Genomic DNA, 21,451 nt, shown 5'->3' with positions numbered 1-21,451 from the left:
GGCGTGCCGAGCCCGGTCGGACCGTCCCAGCCCTTCGCCGACGTGCACCACACGGCGGGGGAGCAGGTGCCGTTGCGGCCGCTCGTCACGTCGTTGAGGCCGCCGGGGTGTGCCCAGGTGTAGGACGCCGGGAAGGACGGCAGGTGGCTCGACATCGCATAGACACTGGCGATGATCGGTGACGAGGCACTGGTGCCGCCGAAGACCAGCCATCCGCTGACGCCCTGGAAGGCGAAGGAGTCGTAGACCGCGACGCCGGTGTTCGGGTCGGCGACGGCCGACACGTCGGCACTCGCCTTGCCGCTGCACTTCGTCGCGGCGGTCTGCCAGGTCGGCTTCGCGTTGAGCGTCGAGCAGCCCGAGCCGGCGCCGTTCCACGCCGTCTCGTGCCAACCGCGTGCGGACGAGTCGCGGCGCAGCGACGTGCCGCCGACCGCGATGACGGAGTCGAAGGAGGCCGGACTCTGTACGCCGAAGCCGGCGTCGCCGGTCGACGCGGTGATGGCGATATTCGGGTGCCGATACGCCGCGACCTGGCGGCTGTCGCTGCCGCCGTAGCTGTTGCTGACCGCCTTCACCCCGGCGAGGCCCGCCGCGGTGTTCTCGGCCTTGCCCAGGTCGCTGAACGACGCGCTGGTGCCCTCCACCAGCCGGATCTTGCAGGCGGGGCAGGCCGCGCTGACCATGTCGAGGTCGAGCGAGATCTCCTGCGCCCAGCCGCCGTCCGCGGGCGGGCGGGTCGTCCCGCCGCTCTGGTTGAGCTTCTTGAAGCAGCCGTTGGCGGTGGTGCACGCCGGCAGGCCGAACTGCTTGCGGTAGACGCCGAGGTCGGCCTCCGCCTTCGGGTCGTCGAACGCGTCGACGATCGCCACCGTGCCCGACTTGGCGGCGCCGAGCCCATAGGCGGAGCGGATCGCCGGCGGGCCGTAACCGGCCGGTGTGGCATGGGAGACCGCGTCTCCGTGGGCGGTCACCGAGTCATGACGGATCGCGAGGCAGCCGGCGGAGCCGGGTGCCGGGCGGTCACAGACGTGGGTGTTGCGTACGGTGCCGGCCTGCGTGGACGGGCTGGCGCCCGCGACGGCCGAGACCGACAGCGCCAGCGCGAGTGCGGCGGGCAGGGCTAACAGGACTTGACGACGCACAGGGTCCTCCCCCAAAAGATCGGCCGCATCCCGCCGAACGACCGGGCTACGTGCGCCAGATGGTCCACCAGCGCGCGCTCGATGTCCACTATCCGGTTGCGGCATCCACCGTCTGGGCGAGGAGTACGGCGATGGTCATCGGTCCCACGCCGCCTGGGACCGGGGTGATCAGCGAGGCCCGGTCGGCCGCGGTCTCGAACTCGACGTCGCCGACGTTGCCGGGGTTGTAGCCGGCATCGATCACCACGGCGCCCGGCTTGATCCAGGCACCCTTGACGAGCTCGGGCCGCCCCACGGCGGCGACGACGACATCACCCTCCGCCACCAGCCCGGGCAGGTCGACCGTGCGCGAGTGGCAGTAGGTGACCGTCGCATTGCGGCCGAGCAGGAGCATCCCGAGCGGCTTGCCGAGGATCGGGCTCCGGCCCACGACGACCGCATGCTTGCCGGAGAGCGGGACGTCGTAGGCGTCGAGCAGCCGCATGATCCCGCCGGGCGTGGCCGAGGCGAATCCCGGCTCGCCGAACGCCATCTTCGCGAACGACGTCCGGGTGACGCCGTCGACGTCCTTCGCCGGGGCGATGGCCTCGAACGCGGCGCGTTCGTCGATCTGGGCGGGCACCGGGTGCTGCAGGAGGATCCCGTCGACGCCGTCGTCGGCGGAGAGCGCGTCGATCGCCGCGACGAGTTCGTCGGTCGTCGTCGTCTCGTCCAACTCGATCGGCCGGGACTCGAGGCCGACGCTCTGGCTCCGCCTGGCCTTCATCCGCACGTAGGTGCGCGACGCCGGGTCGTCACCGACCAGAACCGCCGCCAGACACGGTCGGCGGCCGTGCTCGCTGAGGTATTTCGCGGCCCGCTCGGCGGTGTCGGCCAGCAGCGCGTCGGCGGTCGCCTTGCCGTCCATGATGGTCGCGGTCACGGCATCTCCTCACTCGAGTGGTGAGGAGCACCCAGGCGTACGACGCTCCCGAACCCAGCACTCCCCGGTGGTGACCCACCTACGCCAGTCGTGTGCGGCTCAGGTTATCGCAGCCGGCGTCGATCTCTTGACGGGCTCACGCCGGGGGAGTACCTACCAATGATCACTTTTCGGAAGTTTCGAGTGCCGCGGAGGTTGCCTCATGTGGGGACGTCGGATCGGTGCCGCTCTGGTCGCCGGAGCACTACTCGCCGCCGGCAGCGCGACCGCGGCCGCGGGTACTCCCGCGGCTCCGGCCGCAGCCGCGGGCGCGTGCAGCCCGACGACGACGACGCCGACCTTCCGCGGGACCACCCCAACCGCGCAGCACGTCCTCGGCTTCACGCTCGGCAGCCGCGAGGCGACCGACGAACAACTCAACCGCTACCTCGGTGCGGTCGACCGCTCGAGCGACCAGGTCACCAGCGGCACCTTCGCCCGCACCGTGACGGGACGGCCGCTGAAGTACGCCCTGGTGAGTGCCGCCGGCAACCTCAGCCCGGCCAAGCTCGCGCAGATCCGTGGCGACGCGGCGAAGCTCCGCCGGCCGGATCTCCCGGCCGGGCAGGCGTCGGCGATCGAACGCCGGATGCCGACGATCCTGTGGCTCTCGGCCAACGTGCACGGCAATGAGGCGGCCGGCGGGGACGCCAGCCTGCGGATCCTCTACGAGCTCGCCGACCGGACCGACTGCGTGGCCCGGGCCATCCTGTCCCACGCACTCGTCGGGATCATCCCGACGCAGAACCCCGACGGCCGGGCGGACGACGTACGCACCAACGCCTACAACTTCGACATGAACCGCGACTGGTTCGCCCGCACGCAGCCGGAGACGTCCGGCAAGCTCGACCTGCTGGCGCAGTACCCGCCGCAGCTCTACATGGACGAGCACGGCATGGGCGGCTCCAGCTACTTCTTCCCGCCCAACTCCGACCCGATCTACCACGAGACCAGCGACCAGTCGGTCGACTGGATCAACAACCTCTACGGCGCGGACAACGGCGCGGCGTTCACGGCCAAGCAGCTGTCCTTCGAGACCTACCAGTCCGGCTACGACCTCTTCTACCAGGGTTACGGCGACAGCGTCCCGACCAGCGATTTCGGTGCCGCCGGCATGACCTACGAGGTCGGTCAGGACGCGTCGTACCCGGACCAGACCTACAAGCACTACCTGTCGGCGATCACCTCGCTGTACGCCGGCGCGACCCACCGGCAGTCGATCCTGACCGGCTGGCACCAGAGCTTCGTGACCGCGGCGAGAGAGGGCCGGCAGTGCACCCTGCAGCCCAACAGGGTCTACAACCCCGGTCACACCGTGCAGTTCCAGGTCCCCGACATCCGGGTTTGTGGCTACTTCCTGCGCGGCAGCGGCGCCAAGGCCCGCGATCTGGCGGCGGTGGTCCGCCGGCTGCAGCAGGCCGACGTCTCGGTCTACCGTCTGAGCAAGCCGCTCTACGTCCCGGACTACACGGCGTACGGCCGCCAGCCCACGCCGACCACGATGCCGGCCGGCACCTACTGGATCCCCATGGCGCAGGCGCAGAAGCACTGGATCCAGGCGATGCTCAACGAGGACACCTACGTGCCGTTCCCGTACTTCTACGACGTCAGCGGCTGGAGCATGCCGCTGCTGAACAACCTCGACGGCGGATACACCGGCACGAGCCTGCACCCGGCCGCCACGACGCTGCCGCTGCAGCGGGTGCCGGCGATGAAGCTGCCCTCGGCGCTGCCCCGGATCGGGATCCTGAGCTACACCTCGAGCCCGTTCCGCCCGTCCGAGAGCACCGGCTGGCTGCGCTGGCGGCTGGCGAAGGACTGGCACGTCGCCGCGTCCGTCCTGACGCCGGACCAGGTCAACGCCTCCACCCTGAACAACATCGACGTGCTGCTCACCCCCGACCTCGACGCGGCGACGGTGGCGAAGATTCTCGGCGACACCGGCAAGACCGCGCTCACCCAGTGGGTGAACGGCGGCGGCCGCTACGTCGGGTGGCAGGGCGGCACCGACCTCGCCACCCGGCTCGGGCTGTCCACGGTCACCCTCACCAACCCGACGTCGCAGGTGCCGGGGACCCTGTTCCGGGTCGACACCGCCGCGCACAACCCGCTCACGGCCGGCGTCGGTCCGACCGACTGGGTGATGTACGCCGGCGACCCCGTCATGCGCGCGAATGACCCGGCCGACGTCGTCGCGTCATATCCGTCCGCGACCTCGCCGGACTGGTTCACCTCGGGCTATCAGAAGGGCGCCGAGGAACTCGGCACCACCGCCGCCGAGGTCGACCAGCGGGCCGGGACCGGTCACGTCACGGTGTTCTCCGTCGAGCCCAACTTCCGGGCCTTCACCGACGGCAGCGCCCGCCTGCTCTACGACGCCATCGTCGACTCGCGGAATGCGACGACCGTGCGGCCGGCGACCCCGGCGCCCCGGATCGGCTCGGCGGCGCGGTTGCCGGCCGAGCAGCGGGCGCGGCTCGCCGCGACCAAGATCGTGCAACCGCTCGGCGCCGATCTCATCGTGACCGCCCGCACCGCTGATGCCGCCACCACCGCACGAGTGCTGCGGGCGCACGGGGTCACCTACCGGACGTCGCGCGCATCGATGTCGGTGTCGTACTTCGTCGACTTCGGTCGGCGCGCCGCGAGCGACCCGGCGCCCTGGGTACGCACCCTGCCGGACGAGCTCACCCGCGACGGCGCGACGCCGCTGTTCGTCTCCGCGCAGTGACGACCGGATACGGAGGACCCGACATGGCCCGGACGAGAGGTGTGTGGCGGCGGCTGCGGGCCGCGGCGGTCCTGCTGGGGTGCGCGGCCGTCACCCTGCTGACCGCGGTGCCCTCGGGCGCCGCAGGAGGCGCCGCGGCGAGTTATCCCAACCCGGAGCCGGTGCTCGGCGGGGCGTCGGCCCACGACCCGTCGATGATCCGGGTCGCCGACGGCAGCTACTACGTCTTCTCCACCCACAACGGCATCGAGATCCGCCACTCGCCGGACCGGGTGCACTACACGTTCGTCGGCGAGGTGCTGCCCGGCGGAGCGACCTGGGCATCGGCGTACCAGCCGGACGGCGCGAAGGACCTGTGGGCGCCGGACGTGTCCTACCACCACGGGACCTACTGGCTCTATTACGCGGTCTCGTCGTTCGGGTCCAACCACTCGGCCATCGGGCTGGCGACCAGCCGGACCGCGCGGCCGGGGAGCTGGCGGGACCAGGGTCTGGTCTACGCGTCGTCGGCGACTGACGATTTCAATGCGATCGACCCGGGGTTGACGGTCGACGCGTCCGGTCAATGGTGGCTGTCGTTCGGATCATTCTGGAGCGGCATCAAGATGATCGCGCTGGATCCCCGCACCGGGAAGCCGACCAGCCCGGACACACCCCGCTACAACCTCGCGCAGCGGCCCGCGCCGGACGCGATCGAGGGCGCCTACATCTACCGGCACGGTGGCTTCTACTACCTCTTCGCGTCGTACGACTTCTGCTGCCAGGGGCTCAGCAGCACCTACAACATCCGGGTCGGCAGGTCCCGCGCCATCACCGGCCCGTACGTCGACCAATCCGGCACCCCGCTGCTCGACGACGGCGGCACGACAATCCTCGCCACGCACGGTTACGTGATCGGGCCGGGCGGGCAGACCGTGCTGCGGGACCGGGGGCAGGACCTGCTCGTCTACCACTACTACAACGGCCGGGACGCGGGCACCCCGCGGCTCGCCATCAACCGGCTCGCCTGGCCGAACGGATGGCCGGTCGTCCGGCCGTGACCGTGATCTCGCGCCTCACGTCTGCGGCGGGACGGGGGACCAGGTCAGTAGGCTGACCCGATCCACGCCCGACGTCGATGAGGACAGCGCATGTCACTGCCGGAGCCGCGCACCGACGGGGGACGAGCCGGGTTGGCGGCGTTGCGCGCCGCGCCGGCTGAGGCCCTCGTCGCCCTCGACTTCGACGGCACCCTCGCCCCGATCGTGTCCGACCCGGCATCCAGTCGACTGGCCGACGGTGCCGCCGACGCGCTGCGGGTCCTCGCCGGACGGGTCGGTCTGCTGGCGATCGTGACCGGCCGGGCCGCTCGTGTCGCCGTTGAGTTGGGCGGTTTGGAGTCGGTGCCCGGCATCGTCGTCCTGGGGCAGTACGGCGCCGAGCAATGGCAGGACGGAGCGCTGGCCGCACCCGATCCCGCGCCCGGCCTGGCGCCGATGCGCGCCGCGCTGCCCGGCGTGCTCGACGGCACCGATCCGCAGGTATGGATCGAGGACAAGACGCTCGGGCTGGTCGTGCACACCCGCCGTAGTCCCGATCCCGACGGCGAGCTCGAGGCGCTCGCCCCCCGGGTGATCGCGCTCGCCGAGGAGCACGGGCTCGAGGCGAGCGCGGGCCGGGCCGTCGTCGAGGTGCGCTCGTCCGGCGTCGACAAGGGTGGTGCGATCCGGCGGCTCGTCGCCGAGCACCGGCCGTCGGCGGTCCTCTTCGGCGGCGACGACCTCGGCGATCTTCCGGCGTACGACGCGGTCGAGGCCCTGCGCGGCGAGGGGACCCCCGGGCTGACGGTGTGCAGCGCGTCCGCCGAGGTGCCCGAGGTGGCCGCCCGCGCCGACGTGGTCGTCGAGGGCCCGGCCGGCATGGTCGGCTTCCTCACCGACCTCGCCGACGCGATCAACTGACTGGTCAGCTGGCGGCGCGGACCGCGTCGAGCTGTTCGGCGAACCAGTCGGCCGGGGGCAGCGCGGTGGCCGCCTGCACCAGCCGCTGCGCCTTCTCCCGCCGCTCCTCCTGGGGCATCAGCAACGCCTGGTGGAGGGCGTCGGCGGTGCCGGTCACGTCGAACGGGTTGACCAGCAGGGCGTCGTTCCCGAGCAGGTCGACGGCTCCGGCCTCGCGGGACAGGACGAGCGCCGCGTCGTGCTCGGACAGGATGCAGCCCTCCTGCGCGACCAGGTTCATGCCGTCGCGGACCGGGTTGATGAGCAGGACGTCGCTCGCGCGGAGCGCGGCGAGCGAGCCCGGGTAGTCGTGCCCCACCTCGAGCACCAGTGGGGTCCAGTCGTCGGTGGTGAACTCGTCCTCGATCTCGCGGCCGAGGCGCTGCACCACCGCCGTGTACTCCCGGTACTCAGGCAGGTCGTGCCGCGACGGGTAGGTATAGGCGACGTGTACGACGCGACCGTGCCATTCGGGCCGGGTCCGCAGCAGTTCGCGATAGGCCTGCAGGCCGCGCACGATGTTCTTTGACAGCTCGGTGCGGTCGACCCGGCCGATGACCTTGCGGTCGCCGATGATGTCGCGCAGGTCGTCGAGGCTGCGCTCGACGTCGCGCCGGTGCGCCCGCTCCCGCAGTTCGTCACCGTCGGTGCCCAGTGCGTGCACCCCGACCCGGGTCACCCGGCCGTCGTGGGTGACCGTGCCGGCGGACTCGTCCACATCGGCGCCGAGCACCGCCTGACAGCACCGGAGGAACGCCTTCGCCCACCGGTCGCAGTGGAATCCGAGGTGGTCCGCGCCGAGAAGCCCGGTGAGCACCGATGCCGCGACATCGTCCGGAAGCATCGTGTAATAGTCCGGCGGAGCCCACGGGGTATGGGTGAAATGGCCGATCTGCAGGTCCGGACGCCGCTCCCGCAGCATCTGCGGGGTCAAAAAGAGGTGGTAGTCCTGCACCATGACGGTCGCGCCCTCGGCGGCATCCTCGGCCAGTGCGCCGGCGAACATCGCGTTGTACCGCTCGTAGGACGCCCACTGGCGTCGCCATGCGTAGTCGAAGACCGGCTTGAACGGTGCGTCGTAAAGCAGATGGTTGATGAACCACAGGGTCGAGTTGGCGATCCCGTTGTAGGCCCGCCCGAAGGTCGCGACGTCGATCGGCAGCATCCGGACGTCGAGATCGCCGACGTCGATACCGGCGTCGGCGAGCCGTCCGCCCGGCGCCCGGCGGGCCACCATTCGCTCCCGTTCACTCATCGCACTGCACACCCACAGGCCGTCGCCGGCCGACAGTGCGGACTGCATTGCACTGACCAAACCGCCTCCGCCGCGCTCGGCGCGCACGTCTCCGTGCTCGTCTGCGACAAGAGATATCGGCCCGCGATTGGACGCGGCGAGTAGCGTTCGGGTGCCTGACATACCTAAGAGGCTATCGGGTGCGTGAAGGCGGGATTGCCTGCCCCTACTGGATAATTGCGCTTCGTCATCAACACAGGTCCGCTATTCGACGACTACTGCGACTCGTCGTCGACGCACATCGCCGCTCTGGCACTATTTAGTTCTTGCTGGCATTTACGCGACACGGAGCAACATTCGTGGCACTCTGACTGTCAACATTCGGGGTAACGGGGAGGTTTGGAGTGGAACGGGGTTGGTGGTGGTGCTTGAAGCACAACGTCGTCGAGGAAGACGACGGGTGCTCCAATGCCGATCGACTCGGGCCATTCAGTTCTCCGGATGAGGCCGCGCGTGCGCTGGAAATTGTGCGCGAACGCAATGAGAAGTGGGATGCCGAGGATGAAGCATGGAACAGCGGCGGCTAAGTTCTCGGTACTTGCGCGGCGTGGCGGGTTGACGGTATAGGGCTCGCACTCTTCAGTGATCTACAACCGCTGTTGTCAAGGAGGCAGACATGCCGACAAGGGCCACGACCAGTAGGGCCGCGAAGTCCGTGCGTAGGACCTCCGCGGCGAAGAAGAGCCCGACCACCCGTCGGGCCACCACGGCGAGGAAGTCATCCGCAGCCAAGAAGACCACCGCGCGCAAGTCGCCGGCGGCGAAGCGGACGACCACCCGCAAGGCCACCGGCGCCCGCAAGACCACCGGTGCCCGCAAGACCACCGCTCGTAAGACAGCTGCCCGCAAGGCACCTGCCCGCAAGACGACCGGTGCGCGCAAGACCACGGCCCGTAAGACCACGGCCCGCAAGACCACCGGTGCCCGCAAGGCTGCCAAGCGCACGCCGGCGGCGCGTAAGAGCGCGGCGAAGAAGACCACCGCCCGCAAGGCTCCTGCGCGCAAGTCGACCGCCCGCAAGACGACGGCGCGCAAGACCACCGCGCGCAAGAGTCCTGCTCGCAAGACCACCGGCGCCCGCAAGACGACGGCGCGCAAGACGACCGGGGCCCGTAAGGCGACGGCCCGCAAGGTGGGCGGTGCCCGCAAGGCAACCGCCCGCAAGGTGAGTGGCGCCCGCAAGACGACGGCCCGCAAGGTGAGCGGTGCCCGCAAGACCATCACCCGCAGGTCGCCCGCCCGCAAGACGAGCGGTCGTCGTACCACCCGCTGAACCGCAATCTTCGCAGCTGATGCCTCCTGCGAAGATGACGCCATGGACGACAACCACGGCGTAGCCGATCTCGCGATCGGTGTGCTCGGAGGCACCGGACCGCAGGGCCGAGGGTTGGCCCTGCGGTTCGCTTTGTGCGGGCTGCAGGTGCTGATCGGCTCGCGGGACGAGAGCCGGGCGGCCACGGCCGCGGACGAGGTGAACCGGTCCCTTCCGTCCGGTGCGGCACGCCCCGCCCGCGGCGAGGACAACGCCGGCGTCGCGGCACACGCCGATCTCGTCGTGGTGGCCGTGCCGTGGGACGGTCACGCGGCGACGATCGAGGCGCTGCGCCCGTCTCTCGCCGGCAAGATCGTGGTCGACTGCGTCAACCCGATCGGCTTCGACGAGCGCGGGCCGTATCCGCTCGACGTACCCGAGGGGAGTGCCGCGCAGCAGGCGGCCGCGCTCCTGCCGGACAGTCGCGTCGTCGCCGCGTTCCACCACGTGAGCGCCGTCCTGCTGGCGGACCCCGACGTACCCAGGGTGGAGTGCGACGTCCTGGTCCTCGGCGAGGACCGTGCGGCGACCGACACGGTCCGGGCGCTGGCCGATCTCGTCCCCGGTCTGCATGGTGTCTATGCCGGTCGGCTCAGGAACGCCGGCCAGGTCGAGGCGTTCACCGCCAACCTCATCGCGATCAACCGGCGTTACAAGGCCCACGCCGGGATCCGGATCACCGACATCGACCGGTAAGAGCGACGCCCCTCCACCGGAGCCCACCCCCGTCTCTCATCCCCTGTGCCCTTGCGTCGCTGAGCGGAGCAAGGGCACAGCGATCCGGTTGAGCGGAACTGTGCCTTTGCGTCGCTGAGCGGAGCGAGGGCACCGCGATCCGGTTGAGCGGAACTGTGCCTTTGCGTCGCTGAGCGGAGCAAGGGCACAGCGATCCGGTCGAGCGGAACTGTGCCTTTGCGTCGCTGAGCGGAGCGAGGGCACAGCGATCCGGTGGAGCCGGCCGCACGGCACCCGGGTACTGGGTGCGGTGATCATCGGACGCTCTACTCGCCGATTCGGTCGGCAAATGCGAGTACAGCGTCCGATGATGCCGCGGGCGTCGAGGGGCGCCTGGCGCAGGGTTAGTGGAAGCTCTGGTCGCTGTTCGGGAAGCTGCCGTCCCGAACCTCTTCGGCGTACGCCGTGGCGGCGTCCCGTAGCGAGGTGCGCAGGTCGGCGAACTGCTTGACGAACCGCGGCACCTTTCCGCCGCGCAGGCCCGCCATGTCCTGCCAGACCAGCACCTGGGCGTCGCAGTCGGGCCCCGCACCGATGCCGATGGTCGGGACCGACAGCTCGCCGGTGATCCGCTTGGCGACCAGCGCCGGCACCATCTCCAGCACCACCGCGAACGCACCCGCTCGCTCCAGCGCCTGCGCATCGGCGACCAACTCGTCGCCGGATTCGCCGCGACCCTGGACGCGGTAGCCGCCCAGCTCGTGTTCGCTTTGCGGCGTGAAGCCGATGTGGGCCATCACGGGGATGCCGGCCCCGACGAGGGCCTCGACCTGCGGAACCACACGTTGTCCGCCTTCGAGTTTCACCGCCTGCGCACCGCCGTCCTTCATGAAGCGGACCGCGGTCTCCAGCGCCTGCGTCGCCCCGGCCTGGTAGGAACCGAACGGCAGGTCGGCGACGACGAGTGCGCGGCGCGTCGACCGTACGACGGCCCGGACGAGCGGCATCAGCTCGTCGACGGTCACCGGCAGGGTGGACGGATAGGCATAGACGTTGTTCGCCGCCGAGTCGCCGACCAGCAGCACGGGGATGCCGGCCTCGTCGAAGATCTCCGCCGAGTACTGGTCGTAGGCGGTGAGCATTCCCCACCGCTCGCCGCGGTTCTTCGCATCGATCAGGTGCGGTATCCGCACCCGCCGGGTGGGTGGTCCGCCGTAGAGCGTGGGCTCCGCGCCGGCCGGGGTGTCATGTCCCATGTCGCGCCGTCCTTCCTCGAGGCCGTTTCCGGTCCCCGGGTCCTGCCCCGATGGTGTCACTCCGGGGGCGGTGCCGTCTCCTTCCACCGGCTGGTGATCGGGAGACGTCGGTCACGCCCGAACGCTTTGACCGAAATCTTCGGTCCTGGCGGGTATTGCCGGCGCTTGTACTCGGCCCGGTCGACCAGCCCGATCACCCGCTCGACGATCTGCGGGTCGTGCCCGTCGGCCACCAGGTCGGCGCTGCTGCGGTCCTCGTCGACGTAGCCGACCAGGATCGCGTCGAGCACCCCGTAGTCGGGCAGCGAGTCGGTGTCGAGCTGTCCGGGCCGCAATTCCGCGCTCGGCGGCTTGGTGATCGAGTTCTCCGGAATCGGCGGCGTCTCACCGTTTTTGTCGGCCTCGGCGTTGCGCCAGCGGGACAGCGCCCACACCACGGTCTTGGGGACGTCCTTGATCGGCGCGAAACCCCCGGCGGAGTCGCCGTAGAGGGTCGAATAGCCGGTGGCCAATTCGCTCTTATTGCCGGTGGTCAGCACTATCGACGGCGGGTGCTCGTTGGACAGCCCCATCACGATCACCCCGCGGATCCTGGCCTGCAGGTTCTCCGCGGCCAGCCCGTGCAATTCGATGTGCTTCTCGACGGCGTCGACCGGTTCGGCGATCGGCACCACCTGGTAGTGCACCCCCTGGCGCCGGACGAGCTCCTCGGCGTCACCGAGGGAGTGCTCGGTGGACCAGCGCGACGGCATCGCCACCGCATGCACCCGGTCGGCGCCGAGCGCGTCGACCGCGATCGTGGTGGTGAGTGCCGAGTCGATGCCGCCGGAGAGCGCGATGTAGACGCGCTCGAAGCCGTTCTTGTCGACGTAGTCCCGGGTGCCGGCGACCAGCGCGGCGTAGATCTCCGCCTCCTCGCTGAGCGGCTCGGCGACCGTCGGGGGTAGCGGGTCGTACGCCGGCACCGCCGCGTCGGACACCAGGTGGCGTTCGACGGTCATCCCCAGCGTCGGGCCGGTGACGGTGCCGCGCCGGCCCGGGAGATCGAGGTCGACGACGAAGAGCGTCTCGACGAACTGTGGGGCCCGCGCGATCACCCGGCCCGCCGCGTCGACGACCATCGAGTCGCCGTCGTAGACGAGCTCGTCCTGCCCACCGACCATGTTGACGTAGGCCAGCGCCGTGCCGGCCTCCCGGGCCCGGCGGGCGGCCAGGTCGAGCCGCTCGTCGTCCTTGTTGCGCTCGTACGGCGAGCCGTTGATCGACAGGACCAGGCCGACCTCGGCGCGGGCGGCGACAGCGAACGGTCCGCCGTCCTGCCACAGGTCCTCGCAGATCGTCAGCGCGACGTCGATGCCGCACAGCCGGACGACGGTGAAGGTGTCACCACGACGGAAGTACCGGGCTTCGTCGAAGACGCCGTAGTTGGGCAGATGGTGCTTGAAGTAGCGGGCGACGACCCGCCCGCCGTGCAGCATGGCGGCGGCGTTGCGCGGGCCGCCGTCGGCGTCGAGGTAACCGACCACCACGGCCAGGTCGCCGAGCCCTTCGTCGGCCAGGGTGTGGGCCAGCTGCTCGAGCGCGTCGGTGCTGCCCGCGCGGAATGAGTCGCGCAGTACCAGATCCTCCGGGGGATAGCCGGTGAGCGCCATTTCGGGGAAAACCACCAGGTGGGCTCCGCGGGCGGCGGCCGCCCTGGACCACGAGAGGACCGCGGCGGAATTGGCGGTGAGATCACCGACGGTGACATCTATCTGGGCGAGCGCGAGGCGCAACTGCGGCATGTTTCCATTCTCGCGCGGCCGCCGAATGCTGCTCCAGCCAGACCTCAAATGCGCTGAAATGCCTTCCAAGCGACGGCCGTTGCCAGACTGTTACAACATTCCTAGTACCCATCACGCACGATATTCGGGTCGAATGCGTCTACCTGGTGTCAGACTGTGATCGCAGTTCCTTGTCCGCTGGGGCGGATGGTACGGAGGGCAGCTCATGTGGGGTGGGATGCGCAGCTCTGGTGCGCTCAACAAGGCGGCTGTCGTCGGCGGCATGGCCGTTCTGGCACTGGTGGCCGGATGTACGTCGACGACCGGCAGTAGTCACACGGCGTCGGGAGCAGGTGGCGCCGCGGCCCACAAGGCGAAGGCCGCCCCGCCGGCACCGCCGCCCCCCGTCGCCCTCGCTGTCAATCCGGTGACCGGCACTCGGGACGTCGACGTCGCCAAGCCGGTCACGGTGCGGGCCAGCCACGGCACGCTCGCCTCGGTGGTCATGACCAATGCCACGGGCAAGCAGATCGCCGGGACCTTGTCGGCCGACCACCGCAGCTGGGTCTCCGCGGTGAGCCTGGGCTACGCGAAGTCCTACGCGCTGACGGCGGTCGGCGCCAACGCCGCAGGCAAGGAACTGACCACGAAGAGCTCGTTCAAGACCGTGACCCCGGCCACCCTCACCGATCCGACCGTCTTCCCGGCGGCCTCGACCGGTTCGGTCGGCATCGGGCAGCCGATCGACGTGCGCTTCGACGAGAACATCGCCGACAAGGCCGGCGTCCAGCGGCACCTCAAGGTGACCAGTGACCCCGCGCAGGTCGGGGCGTGGCACTGGATGACCGACCAGGACGTGCAATGGCGGCCGAAGGTCTACTGGAAGGTCGGCACGAAGGTCCACGTCGACGTCAACCTCTACGGCGTCAACGTCGGCAACAACATCTATGGCCAGGAGAGTCGGCACGTCTCCTTCAAGATCCACGACAACTGGACCGCCATCGGCGATGTCAGCAAATACACGCTGACGATCTACCACAACGGCAAGAAGGTCCGGACCCTGCCGACCAGCTTCGGGCGCCCGGAACTGCCCACCCACAACGGGCCGCACGTGGTCGAGTTCAAGTACCCCGTCTACTACATGAACTCGGCGAGCTGGGGCCTGCCGGCCAACGCTCCGGGCGGCTACGCGAACTTCCCGGCGTACTGGGCGGTGCGGATCTCCGACGACGGCGAGTTCGTCCACGTCAACGACGGCACCGACGACGTCCAGGGCTACGCCAACGTCACCCACGGCTGCGTCAACCTGTCGATGGCCAACGGGAAGTGGTTCTACGACCACTTCGGCTCCGGGGACATCGTGAACATCGTGGGCGGCTCGCCGCAGCTCCCGGTCGACGACGGTTACGGCGCCTGGAACGACAGCTGGAAGGCCTGGGCCGCCGGCAGCGCCCTCCACCAGTAACCCGCCCGCGGGGTCGGGTACCCGGCGGAAACCTCGACCGGCACACTGAGGTCGGAGGTACGCCGAGCGAGGGGGAGACCTGTGGACAGGCAGCGGGAGTTTGTGCTGCGGACGCTAGAGGAGCGGGATATCCGCTTCGTCCGCCTGTGGTTCACCGACGTGCTCGGCTTCCTCAAGTCGGTCGCGGTCGCGCCGGCCGAGCTGGAGGGGGCGTTCGCCGAGGGAATCGGGTTCGACGGGTCGGCGATCGAGGGGTTCGCCCGGGTCTACGAGAGCGACATGATCGCCAAGCCCGACCCGGCCACCTTCCAGATCATGCCGTGGCAGCACGACGACACCGGCGACGCGGCCCGGATGTTCTGTGACATCACGATGCCGGACGGGACGCCGTCGTGGGCCGATCCCCGCCACGTCTTGCGCCGGGCCCTGGCCAAGGCCAGCGACATGGGGTTCACCTTCTACACCCACCCCGAGATCGAGTTCTTCCTGCTCAAGAGCCGCCCCGAACACGGCGCACCGCCCGAGCCGGTCGACGTCGGCGGCTACTTCGACCTGACCACGCACGACGTCGCCCACGACTTCCGCCGGGTCGCGGTCTCGGCGTTGGAGGCGATGGGCATCTCGGTGGAGTTCAGCCATCACGAGTGCGCTCCCGGCCAGCAGGAGATCGACCTGCGTTACGCCGACGCGCTGTCCACGTCGGACAACATCATGACCTTCCGGCATGTGGTCAAGGAGGTGGCGCTCTCCCAGAACGTGCACGCCACCTTCATGCCCAAGCCCTTCACCAACCAGCCGGGTTCGGGGATGCACACCCACCTCTCGCTGTTCGAGGGCGACCGCAACGCCTTCCACGACCCGTCCGACGAGCTGAACCTCTCCAAGACGGCCCGCTCGTTCATCGCCGGCCTCCTCCGGCACTCCCGCGAGATCGCGGCCGTCACCAACCAGTGGGTCAACTCCTACAAGCGACTGTTCGGGGAGCCGCTGCCGCACCAGCTGGCCGAGGCGCCGGCGTACGTCTGCTGGGGTCACCTCAACCGATCGGCGCTCGTGCGGGTGCCGATGTACAAGCCCGGGAAGGCCAACTCGACCCGGATCGAGGTGCGGTCGCTGGACTCGGCGTGCAACCCCTACCTGGCCTACGCGCTGCTGTTGAGCGCCGGCCTGGCCGGGATCGAGGGCCAGTACGAGCTGCCGGCCGGCGCCGAGGACGACGTCTGGGCGCTCACCGACGTCGAGCGGGCAGCGATGGGCTACGACGACCTGCCGCACAACCTCTCGGATGCGCTGCGGACCATGGAGACCTCCGAGCTGGTCGCCGAGACGCTCGGCGAGCACGTCTTCGACTACTTCCTGCGCAACAAGCGCGCGGAGTGGGAGGACTACCGCGTGCAGGTGACGCCGTACGAGATCGAGCGCTACCTGCGGGTCCTGTAGTGGCGCCGGTGGCGCTGGTCGTCGAGAACGCCGCCGACGACCCGGCCGGACCGCTCGGCGACTGGCTCACCGACGCCGGCCTGACGGTCGAGGTCGTCCGGCCCTACGCCGGCGACCCGCTTCCCGTCGGCCTGGACGCCATCGACGCCCTGGTCGTGCTCGGCGGCGCGATGTCGGCGTACGACGAGGACTCGGTCGCCTGGCTGGCCCCGCTCAAGGGCCTGCTGCGGGAAGCGGTCGGGACCGGACTGCCGGTGCTCGCGATATGTCTCGGCGCGCAGCTGCTGGCCGACGCGACCGGCGGCCGGGTCGGGCCGGCCGGCGACCAGACGGAGGTCGGCCCGGGGCTGGTGGCGAAGCGCGACGGCGCCGTCGCCGACCCGCTGTTCGGGCCGCTGCCCTTCACCCCGGACGTGCTGCAGTGGCATCACGACGCGGTGACCGAGCTGCCGCCGGGAGCGGAGCTGCTCGCGGCGTCCCCGCGCTGCGTCAATCAGGCGTTCCGCATCGGTGAGCGGGCCTGGGGCGTGCAGTTCCACATCGAGACCACCCCCGATGTGGTCCGCGGTTGGGCGACGGCGGAGGCCGGCTACCTGGCCGACAACGGGATCGACCTGGAGAAGCTCCTCGCCCAGGTGGAGACGACGCACCCCGACCTGCAGGAGGTGTGGGCGCCGGTGGTGGGCCGGTTCGCCGACCTCACGCGCCGCGACGCCGAGGTCCGGTAGGCCGGTGAGCGAGCTCGGCCGGCGGATTTCCGACCCGCTGGCACGCCTCGGTTTCGCCGACGTCCGACGGACCGGCGGGCTGCTCGCCGACCCGGCGCTCGGTCTGTGGGACCTCGACGCCCTCGAGCTGCTGGGTCCGGGCGCGGACGAGGTGGTCGCGGCGCTGGCGGCCGCCGCCGATCCGGACCTGGCGCTGCTGGCCCTGAACCGGCTGGCCGAGGCGGCTCCCGACCGAACGGCGCTGCTCGACGCGCTGCGGTCCAGCGCCGGGCTGCGCGCGCGGCTGCTGGGTCTGCTCGGCGCCAGTTCGGCGCTCGGCGATCACCTGGTCGCGCATCCCGAAGACTGGACGCTGCTCACCGACGAGGCGCAGCCGGCGAGCAGGCCGTCCGAGCACGACCTCACCGCCAGACTGTTGACCGCGATCGGTGTGCGCGACGCGGCGGGCGTGGGTCGGCTGCGGGTCGCCTACCGCCGGCTCCTGCTCGTCCTGGCGGCCCGCGACGTCGCCGGGACGGCCGATGTCGACGAGGTGGCCGGTGAACTCGCCGACCTTGCCGCGGCGACATTGCAGGCCGCGCTCGCCCTGGCCGCCGCCGCGCTGCCCGCCGGCGCCGCCGAATGCCGGCTCGCCGTCATCGGTCTGGGCAAGTGCGGCGGGCGCGAGCTCAACTACGTCAGCGACGTCGACGTCGTCTTCGTCGCCGAACCCGTCGGTTCCGGCGACGACGATGCGGCACTGCGTACGGCGACCCTGCTCGCCAGCTCGATGATGCGGATCTGTGCCGAGGTCGCGTGGCCGGTCGATGCCGCCCTGCGCCCCGAGGGAAAGAACGGCCCGCTGGTGCGCACGCTGGCCAGCCACGAGAGCTACTACGAGCGTTGGGCCCGCACCTGGGAGTTCCAGGCGTTGGTGAAGGCGCGGCCGGTCGCCGGCGACCTCGACCTCGGCCGCGCCTACATCGCCGCGATCGCCCCGATGGTGTGGAGCGCCGCCCAGGCCGAGGACTTCGTCGGCGACGTCCAGGCGATGCGGCGGCGGGTCGAGGACACCCTCCCGGGTCATCTCGCCGACCGCGAGCTGAAGCTGGGCCCGGGAGGGCTGCGGGACGTCGAGTTCGCCGTACAGCTGCTCCAACTGGTGCACGGCCGGGCCGACGAGACGCTGCGCGACGGCAGCACGCTGGTCGCGCTCGAGGCGCTCGCCGCCGGCGGATACGTCGGCCGGGAGGATGCCGCCACACTCGCCGCCGCCTACCGGTTCCTGCGCGTCGCCGAGCACCGGCTCCAGCTCCACCGGTTGCGTCGTACCCACCTGCTGCCCGACGACCCGGCCGGCGTACGCCGCCTGGCCCGGGCGATGGGTCTGGCGCCGGATGCGCGCGGTGACGTGGGGGCCGTCTTCGAGGCCGAGCACACCCGACATGCCCGCGAGGTCCGCCGGCTGCACGAGAAGCTGTTCTACCGGCCGTTGCTCACCACTGTCGCGCGGATGCCGACCGACCAGCTGCGGCTCACCCCGGAGGCCGCCCGCGCGCGTCTCGTCGCGCTGGGGTTCGACGATCCGGAGGGTGCGCTCAACCACCTCGCGGCGCTGACGGCGGGGGTGTCCCGGCGCGCGGCGATCCAGCGCACGCTGCTGCCGGCGCTGCTCGGTCTCCTCGCCGACGCACCCGATCCCGACGCCGGGTTGTTGTCCTACCGGCAGGTGTCCGAGGCGCTGTCGGCCACGCCCTGGTATCTGCGGCTGTTGCGCGACGAAGGCCCGGTCGCCGACCGGCTGGCCACGGTGCTCGGGTCGAGCCGTTACGCCGCCGGCCTGCTCGCTCGCGCGCCCGAGGCGCTGCGGCTGCTCGGCGACGCCGCCGAACTCGCTCCGCGCGACGGTGCGGCGCTGCGCAGCGCGTTCGTCGGGGTGGCCCGCCGCCAGCCCGGTCCCGATTCCGCGGTCCTCGCGGTGCGCGGCATGCGCCGTCGGGAACTGCTCCGGACCTCCTGCGCCGACCTGCTGGACCTGATCGACGTCGTCGAGGTCGGTGACGCGCTCAGCGCGATCGCGGCGGCAACCCTCGATGCGGCGCTCACCGCGGCGCTGCGGGCATACGCCGCCGAGCACGGCCCGCCGCAGACGCGCATCGCGATCATCGCGATGGGTCGTCTCGGCGGCCGCGAACTCGGTTACGGCTCGGACGCCGACGTCATGTTCGTGCACGAGCCGGTCGATGGGACGGACGAGCAGACGGCGGGCGCCGCCGCCACCGCGATCGTCGAGCATGCGGTGCGCCTGCTCCGGCGTCCGGCTCCGGACCCGCCGCTGGAGGTGGACGCGGGATTACGCCCGGAGGGCCGCAACGGCCCGCTGGTCCGCAGCTTCGCGTCGTACGCCGCCTACTACGCGCGGTGGAGCGCGGTCTGGGAGGCGCAGGCGCTGCTGCGCGCCGCCCCGGTGGCCGGCGACCCGGTGCTCGGTCAGCGGTTCGTCGACCTGATCGATCCGGTGCGCTACCCGGCCGGTGGGCTCAAGGCGCCGGAGGTCACCGAGATCCGGCGGATCAAGGCGCGGGTGGACGCGGAGCGGCTGCCGCGCGGCGCGGATCCCGCGACGCACACGAAGCTCGGCCCGGGCGGCCTCGCCGACGTCGAATGGACCGTGCAGCTGTGGCAGCTCCGCCATGCCGCGGAGCATCCGGAACTACGGACCACCCGCACTCTCGACGCGCTGCGGGCGATCGCCACGGCGGGGTTGCTCGACGCCGACGACGTCGCCGCGTTGGAGGCGTCCTGGCTGCTCGCGACCCGCGCGCGCAACGCGATGATGCTGGTGCGCGGCCGGGCCGACGACCAGTTGCCGCGCCGTGGTCGCGTCCTCACCGGGGTCACCCGCGTGCTCGGTTACCCGCCGGGTCGCGACCCGGGCCAGTTCCTGGAGGACTACCGGCGGGCCGCCCGCCGGGCCCGCCGGGTCGTCGAGCGGGTCTTCTACGCCGACCCCATCCGCTGACGTTCCGGCATAAATCGCCCCTGGCCTGGGCAGGGTGGGCCCGTGCGACCATGAATTGATGCATTCCTCACGCCAGGCGCGACGTCTGCTTGCGCTCTCGGCGGCGGGGGCGCTCCTCGTGGCGGCGGGATGCGGCGGCTCGACCGCGCACCACTCCGCCGCCGGCCCGGCGACGACGTCCCCGGACCCGGCACCGACCACGGCGTCGGCGACACCGACGCACACCACGCCGTCGCCGACCCGGCATCGGCCGTCGCCGACCGCGACGACGGCGAGCCCGACTCCGAAGCCGACGCCGACGCCGAGCCCGACGAGGTCGCGGCGGCCGCCGCCGAAGCCGGCTGCGCCGGCGCTGCCGGCATCAGCGCGGTGCGTGCGGTCGAGGATCACCGGAATGAGCCTGGACCGTCGCGTCGGCCAACTGTTGATGGTCGGCGTCCCCGCCACCGACCCGGCGTCCGGGACGTCGCTGGTGCAGTCCGGGGTCGGGAACATCTTTCTGCAGGGACACAGCTCGGCGAGCGTCGAGGAGCTCCGGGCCGAAACAGCGCAGCTGCAGGCCACCGCGCGGGCGACGACCGGCATCGGGGTCCAGGTCGCGGTCGACCAGGAGGGCGGGCTCGTGCAGTCACTGCGCGGCCCGGGCTTCGCATCGATCCCGTCGGCGGTGGATCAGGGTCAGTTGTCGATCTCCACACTGCGCGAGCAGACGGCGACCTGGGCCGGTGAGCTGACCCGCGCCGGGATCACCCTCGACCTCGCCCCGGTCTCCGACACCGTCCCGCCGGGGACCGCGGCGGAGAATCCGCCGATCGGGGCCTTCGGTCGCGAATACGGCAGCGATTCGGCCACCGTCGCCTCCCGGGTGGGCACCGTCGTCGCAGCGATGCGATCGCAGGGGCTGTCGGCGACGGTGAAGCACTTTCCCGGGCTCGGCCGGGTGCGGGCCAACACCGACACTTCCATCGCCGCCGTCGACTCCGTGACGTCGGCGAGCGACCCCTACCTGCGGCCGTTCCAGGCCGGCATCCAGGCCGGGGCCGCGGTGATGGTGTCGTCGGCGACCTACCCGCGACTGGACCCCGACCACGTCGCGGCGTTCTCCAGCGCCGTCATCGACGGTCTCCTGCGCAACCAGTGGGGTTACGACGGGATGGTCGTCTCCGACGATCTCGGCGCCGCCGTGGCGGTCAGTGCGGTGCCGGCCGGCCAGCGGGCGGTCGACTTCGTCGCCGCCGGCGGTGACCTGGTGCTGACCGTGCAGCCGACGGACGTCGCGCCGATGCTCGCCGACCTGCGGGCCCGGGCCGCCGACGACGCGCAGTTCCGGGCCCGCGTCGACGACGCGGTGCGGCACGTGCTGCTCAGCAAGTACCGCTCGGGCCTGCTTCGGTGCGGCTGAGCCCGGCCGGCGGCCGGCGGCTCAGTGGTGCAGGAGTCGACCGAGCACGGACTGGTCGCTACCCGTTTCGGGGATGATGAGCCACGCGGCGAGGTAGGCGGCCAGGCCGGCGCCGCCGAGCAGGGTGAACGCGACGAGCGCGAACCGGACGAGGGTGACGTCGATGTTGAGGTAGTCGGCGGTGCCCACGCAGACGCCCGCGATCATGCGGCCCGTGCGCGGACGGGTGACGGTGCGGCGGGGTGCGATGGCTCCGGTGTTCTCTGTCATGCATCCAGGCTGCCGCGCCGCAGGCATCC

General features: G+C 71.0%; 17 protein-coding genes and 1 riboswitch. Of the genes, 11 read left to right on the top strand and 6 right to left on the bottom strand.

What is annotated here, in order from left to right:
* Positions 1 to 1,145: hypothetical protein (locus tag VGH85_03405; GenBank protein ID HEY2172839.1), on the bottom strand; the 1,145-nt coding region annotated here is incomplete at its 3' end.
* 88 nt (positions 1,146 to 1,233) lie between these two features.
* On the bottom strand, positions 1,234 to 2,052 hold the full coding sequence (locus VGH85_03400) for a tetrahydrofolate dehydrogenase/cyclohydrolase catalytic domain-containing protein (GenBank protein HEY2172838.1): 819 nt from the start codon (positions 2,050 to 2,052) through the stop codon (positions 1,234 to 1,236).
* A 37-nt stretch (positions 2,053 to 2,089) separates the two neighbouring features.
* A riboswitch (ZMP/ZTP riboswitch) is annotated at positions 2,090 to 2,169 on the bottom strand.
* 100 nt (positions 2,170 to 2,269) lie between these two features.
* Here VGH85_03400 and VGH85_03395 point away from each other — a divergent pair.
* From VGH85_03395 to otsB, 3 genes are all read left to right on the top strand, one after another.
* The gene (locus VGH85_03395) at positions 2,270 to 4,837 is read left to right on the top strand and encodes a M14 family zinc carboxypeptidase (GenBank protein HEY2172837.1); all 2,568 of its coding nucleotides are present in this window, start codon (positions 2,270 to 2,272) and stop codon (positions 4,835 to 4,837) included.
* 23 nt (positions 4,838 to 4,860) lie between these two features.
* Positions 4,861 to 5,877, top strand: coding sequence for an arabinan endo-1,5-alpha-L-arabinosidase (locus VGH85_03390; GenBank protein ID HEY2172836.1), 1,017 nt, complete (start codon positions 4,861 to 4,863; stop codon positions 5,875 to 5,877).
* A gap of 90 nt (positions 5,878 to 5,967) precedes the next feature.
* The gene (otsB, locus tag VGH85_03385; protein ID HEY2172835.1) at positions 5,968 to 6,777 is read left to right on the top strand and encodes a trehalose-phosphatase; all 810 of its coding nucleotides are present in this window, start codon (positions 5,968 to 5,970) and stop codon (positions 6,775 to 6,777) included.
* A 4-nt stretch (positions 6,778 to 6,781) separates the two neighbouring features.
* Here the strand turns inward: otsB and VGH85_03380 are convergent, their stop codons facing one another.
* Positions 6,782 to 8,233, bottom strand: coding sequence for a trehalose-6-phosphate synthase (locus VGH85_03380; protein HEY2172834.1), 1,452 nt, complete (start codon positions 8,231 to 8,233; stop codon positions 6,782 to 6,784).
* A 245-nt stretch (positions 8,234 to 8,478) separates the two neighbouring features.
* On the opposite strand from VGH85_03380, the gene VGH85_03375 reads away from it, so the two are divergent.
* The 3 genes from VGH85_03375 (at position 8,479) to npdG (ending at position 10,118) form a co-directional block, all read left to right on the top strand.
* The gene (locus tag VGH85_03375; protein ID HEY2172833.1) at positions 8,479 to 8,637 is read left to right on the top strand and encodes a hypothetical protein; all 159 of its coding nucleotides are present in this window, start codon (positions 8,479 to 8,481) and stop codon (positions 8,635 to 8,637) included.
* Positions 8,638 to 8,726: 89 nt separating this feature from the next.
* The gene (locus tag VGH85_03370) at positions 8,727 to 9,383 is read left to right on the top strand and encodes a histone H1-like repetitive region-containing protein (GenBank protein ID HEY2172832.1); all 657 of its coding nucleotides are present in this window, start codon (positions 8,727 to 8,729) and stop codon (positions 9,381 to 9,383) included.
* A gap of 42 nt (positions 9,384 to 9,425) precedes the next feature.
* A complete protein-coding gene (npdG, locus tag VGH85_03365) occupies positions 9,426 to 10,118 on the top strand; it encodes an NADPH-dependent F420 reductase (protein ID HEY2172831.1) in 693 nt (230 codons plus the stop codon).
* Between the two features lie 383 nt (positions 10,119 to 10,501).
* Here npdG and panB read toward each other — a convergent pair whose 3' ends face one another.
* Together panB and VGH85_03355 are read right to left on the bottom strand one after the other, a co-directional pair.
* On the bottom strand, positions 10,502 to 11,353 hold the full coding sequence (gene panB, locus VGH85_03360) for a 3-methyl-2-oxobutanoate hydroxymethyltransferase (protein ID HEY2172830.1): 852 nt from the start codon (positions 11,351 to 11,353) through the stop codon (positions 10,502 to 10,504).
* A gap of 56 nt (positions 11,354 to 11,409) precedes the next feature.
* A complete protein-coding gene (locus tag VGH85_03355; GenBank protein HEY2172829.1) occupies positions 11,410 to 13,137 on the bottom strand; it encodes an NAD+ synthase in 1,728 nt (575 codons plus the stop codon).
* 217 nt (positions 13,138 to 13,354) lie between these two features.
* Between VGH85_03355 and VGH85_03350 the strand changes: the two genes are divergently transcribed.
* From VGH85_03350 to VGH85_03330, 5 genes are all read left to right on the top strand, one after another.
* Positions 13,355 to 14,581, top strand: a complete 1,227-nt coding sequence (locus VGH85_03350) for an Ig-like domain-containing protein (GenBank protein HEY2172828.1) — start codon at positions 13,355 to 13,357, stop codon at positions 14,579 to 14,581.
* An 81-nt stretch (positions 14,582 to 14,662) separates the two neighbouring features.
* Positions 14,663 to 16,021, top strand: coding sequence for a glutamine synthetase family protein (locus tag VGH85_03345; protein HEY2172827.1), 1,359 nt, complete (start codon positions 14,663 to 14,665; stop codon positions 16,019 to 16,021).
* An 8-nt stretch (positions 16,022 to 16,029) separates the two neighbouring features.
* On the top strand, positions 16,030 to 16,749 hold the full coding sequence (locus VGH85_03340) for a type 1 glutamine amidotransferase (protein ID HEY2172826.1): 720 nt from the start codon (positions 16,030 to 16,032) through the stop codon (positions 16,747 to 16,749).
* A gap of 4 nt (positions 16,750 to 16,753) precedes the next feature.
* The gene (locus VGH85_03335) at positions 16,754 to 19,750 is read left to right on the top strand and encodes a bifunctional [glutamine synthetase] adenylyltransferase/[glutamine synthetase]-adenylyl-L-tyrosine phosphorylase (protein ID HEY2172825.1); all 2,997 of its coding nucleotides are present in this window, start codon (positions 16,754 to 16,756) and stop codon (positions 19,748 to 19,750) included.
* 58 nt (positions 19,751 to 19,808) lie between these two features.
* Entirely contained in the window at positions 19,809 to 21,152 is a 1,344-nt protein-coding gene (locus tag VGH85_03330; protein ID HEY2172824.1) for a glycoside hydrolase family 3 N-terminal domain-containing protein, read from the top strand.
* A gap of 21 nt (positions 21,153 to 21,173) precedes the next feature.
* Here the strand turns inward: VGH85_03330 and VGH85_03325 are convergent, their stop codons facing one another.
* Positions 21,174 to 21,422 (bottom strand): PspC domain-containing protein, encoded by a 249-nt coding sequence (locus tag VGH85_03325; protein HEY2172823.1) that lies wholly within the window; start codon positions 21,420 to 21,422, stop codon positions 21,174 to 21,176.
* Positions 21,423 to 21,451: the final 29 nt, after the last annotated feature.

Source organism: Mycobacteriales bacterium (genome assembly GCA_036497565.1).
Lineage (GTDB): Bacteria > Actinomycetota > Actinomycetes > Mycobacteriales > QHCD01 > DASXJE01.
Note: the sequence above shows the minus strand (reverse complement) of the source record. Positions and strands in the feature narration are given on the sequence as shown.

Excerpts from the sequence above, each read along its gene's own strand:
- VGH85_03400 (HEY2172838.1), bottom strand. The coding sequence starts at position 2,052 with ATGGACGGCAAGGCGACCGCCGACGCGCTGCTGGCCGACACCGCCGAG.
- VGH85_03395 (HEY2172837.1), top strand. The coding sequence starts at position 2,270 with ATGTGGGGACGTCGGATCGGTGCCGCTCTGGTCGCCGGAGCACTACTC.
- VGH85_03390 (HEY2172836.1), top strand. The coding sequence starts at position 4,861 with ATGGCCCGGACGAGAGGTGTGTGGCGGCGGCTGCGGGCCGCGGCGGTC.
- otsB (HEY2172835.1), top strand. The coding sequence starts at position 5,968 with ATGTCACTGCCGGAGCCGCGCACCGACGGGGGACGAGCCGGGTTGGCG.
- VGH85_03380 (HEY2172834.1), bottom strand. The coding sequence starts at position 8,233 with ATGTCAGGCACCCGAACGCTACTCGCCGCGTCCAATCGCGGGCCGATA.
- VGH85_03370 (HEY2172832.1), top strand. The coding sequence starts at position 8,727 with ATGCCGACAAGGGCCACGACCAGTAGGGCCGCGAAGTCCGTGCGTAGG.
- npdG (HEY2172831.1), top strand. The coding sequence starts at position 9,426 with ATGGACGACAACCACGGCGTAGCCGATCTCGCGATCGGTGTGCTCGGA.
- panB (HEY2172830.1), bottom strand. The coding sequence starts at position 11,353 with ATGGGACATGACACCCCGGCCGGCGCGGAGCCCACGCTCTACGGCGGA.
- VGH85_03355 (HEY2172829.1), bottom strand. The coding sequence starts at position 13,137 with ATGCCGCAGTTGCGCCTCGCGCTCGCCCAGATAGATGTCACCGTCGGT.
- VGH85_03350 (HEY2172828.1), top strand. The coding sequence starts at position 13,355 with ATGCGCAGCTCTGGTGCGCTCAACAAGGCGGCTGTCGTCGGCGGCATG.
- VGH85_03330 (HEY2172824.1), top strand. The coding sequence starts at position 19,809 with ATGCATTCCTCACGCCAGGCGCGACGTCTGCTTGCGCTCTCGGCGGCG.
- VGH85_03325 (HEY2172823.1), bottom strand. The coding sequence starts at position 21,422 with ATGACAGAGAACACCGGAGCCATCGCACCCCGCCGCACCGTCACCCGT.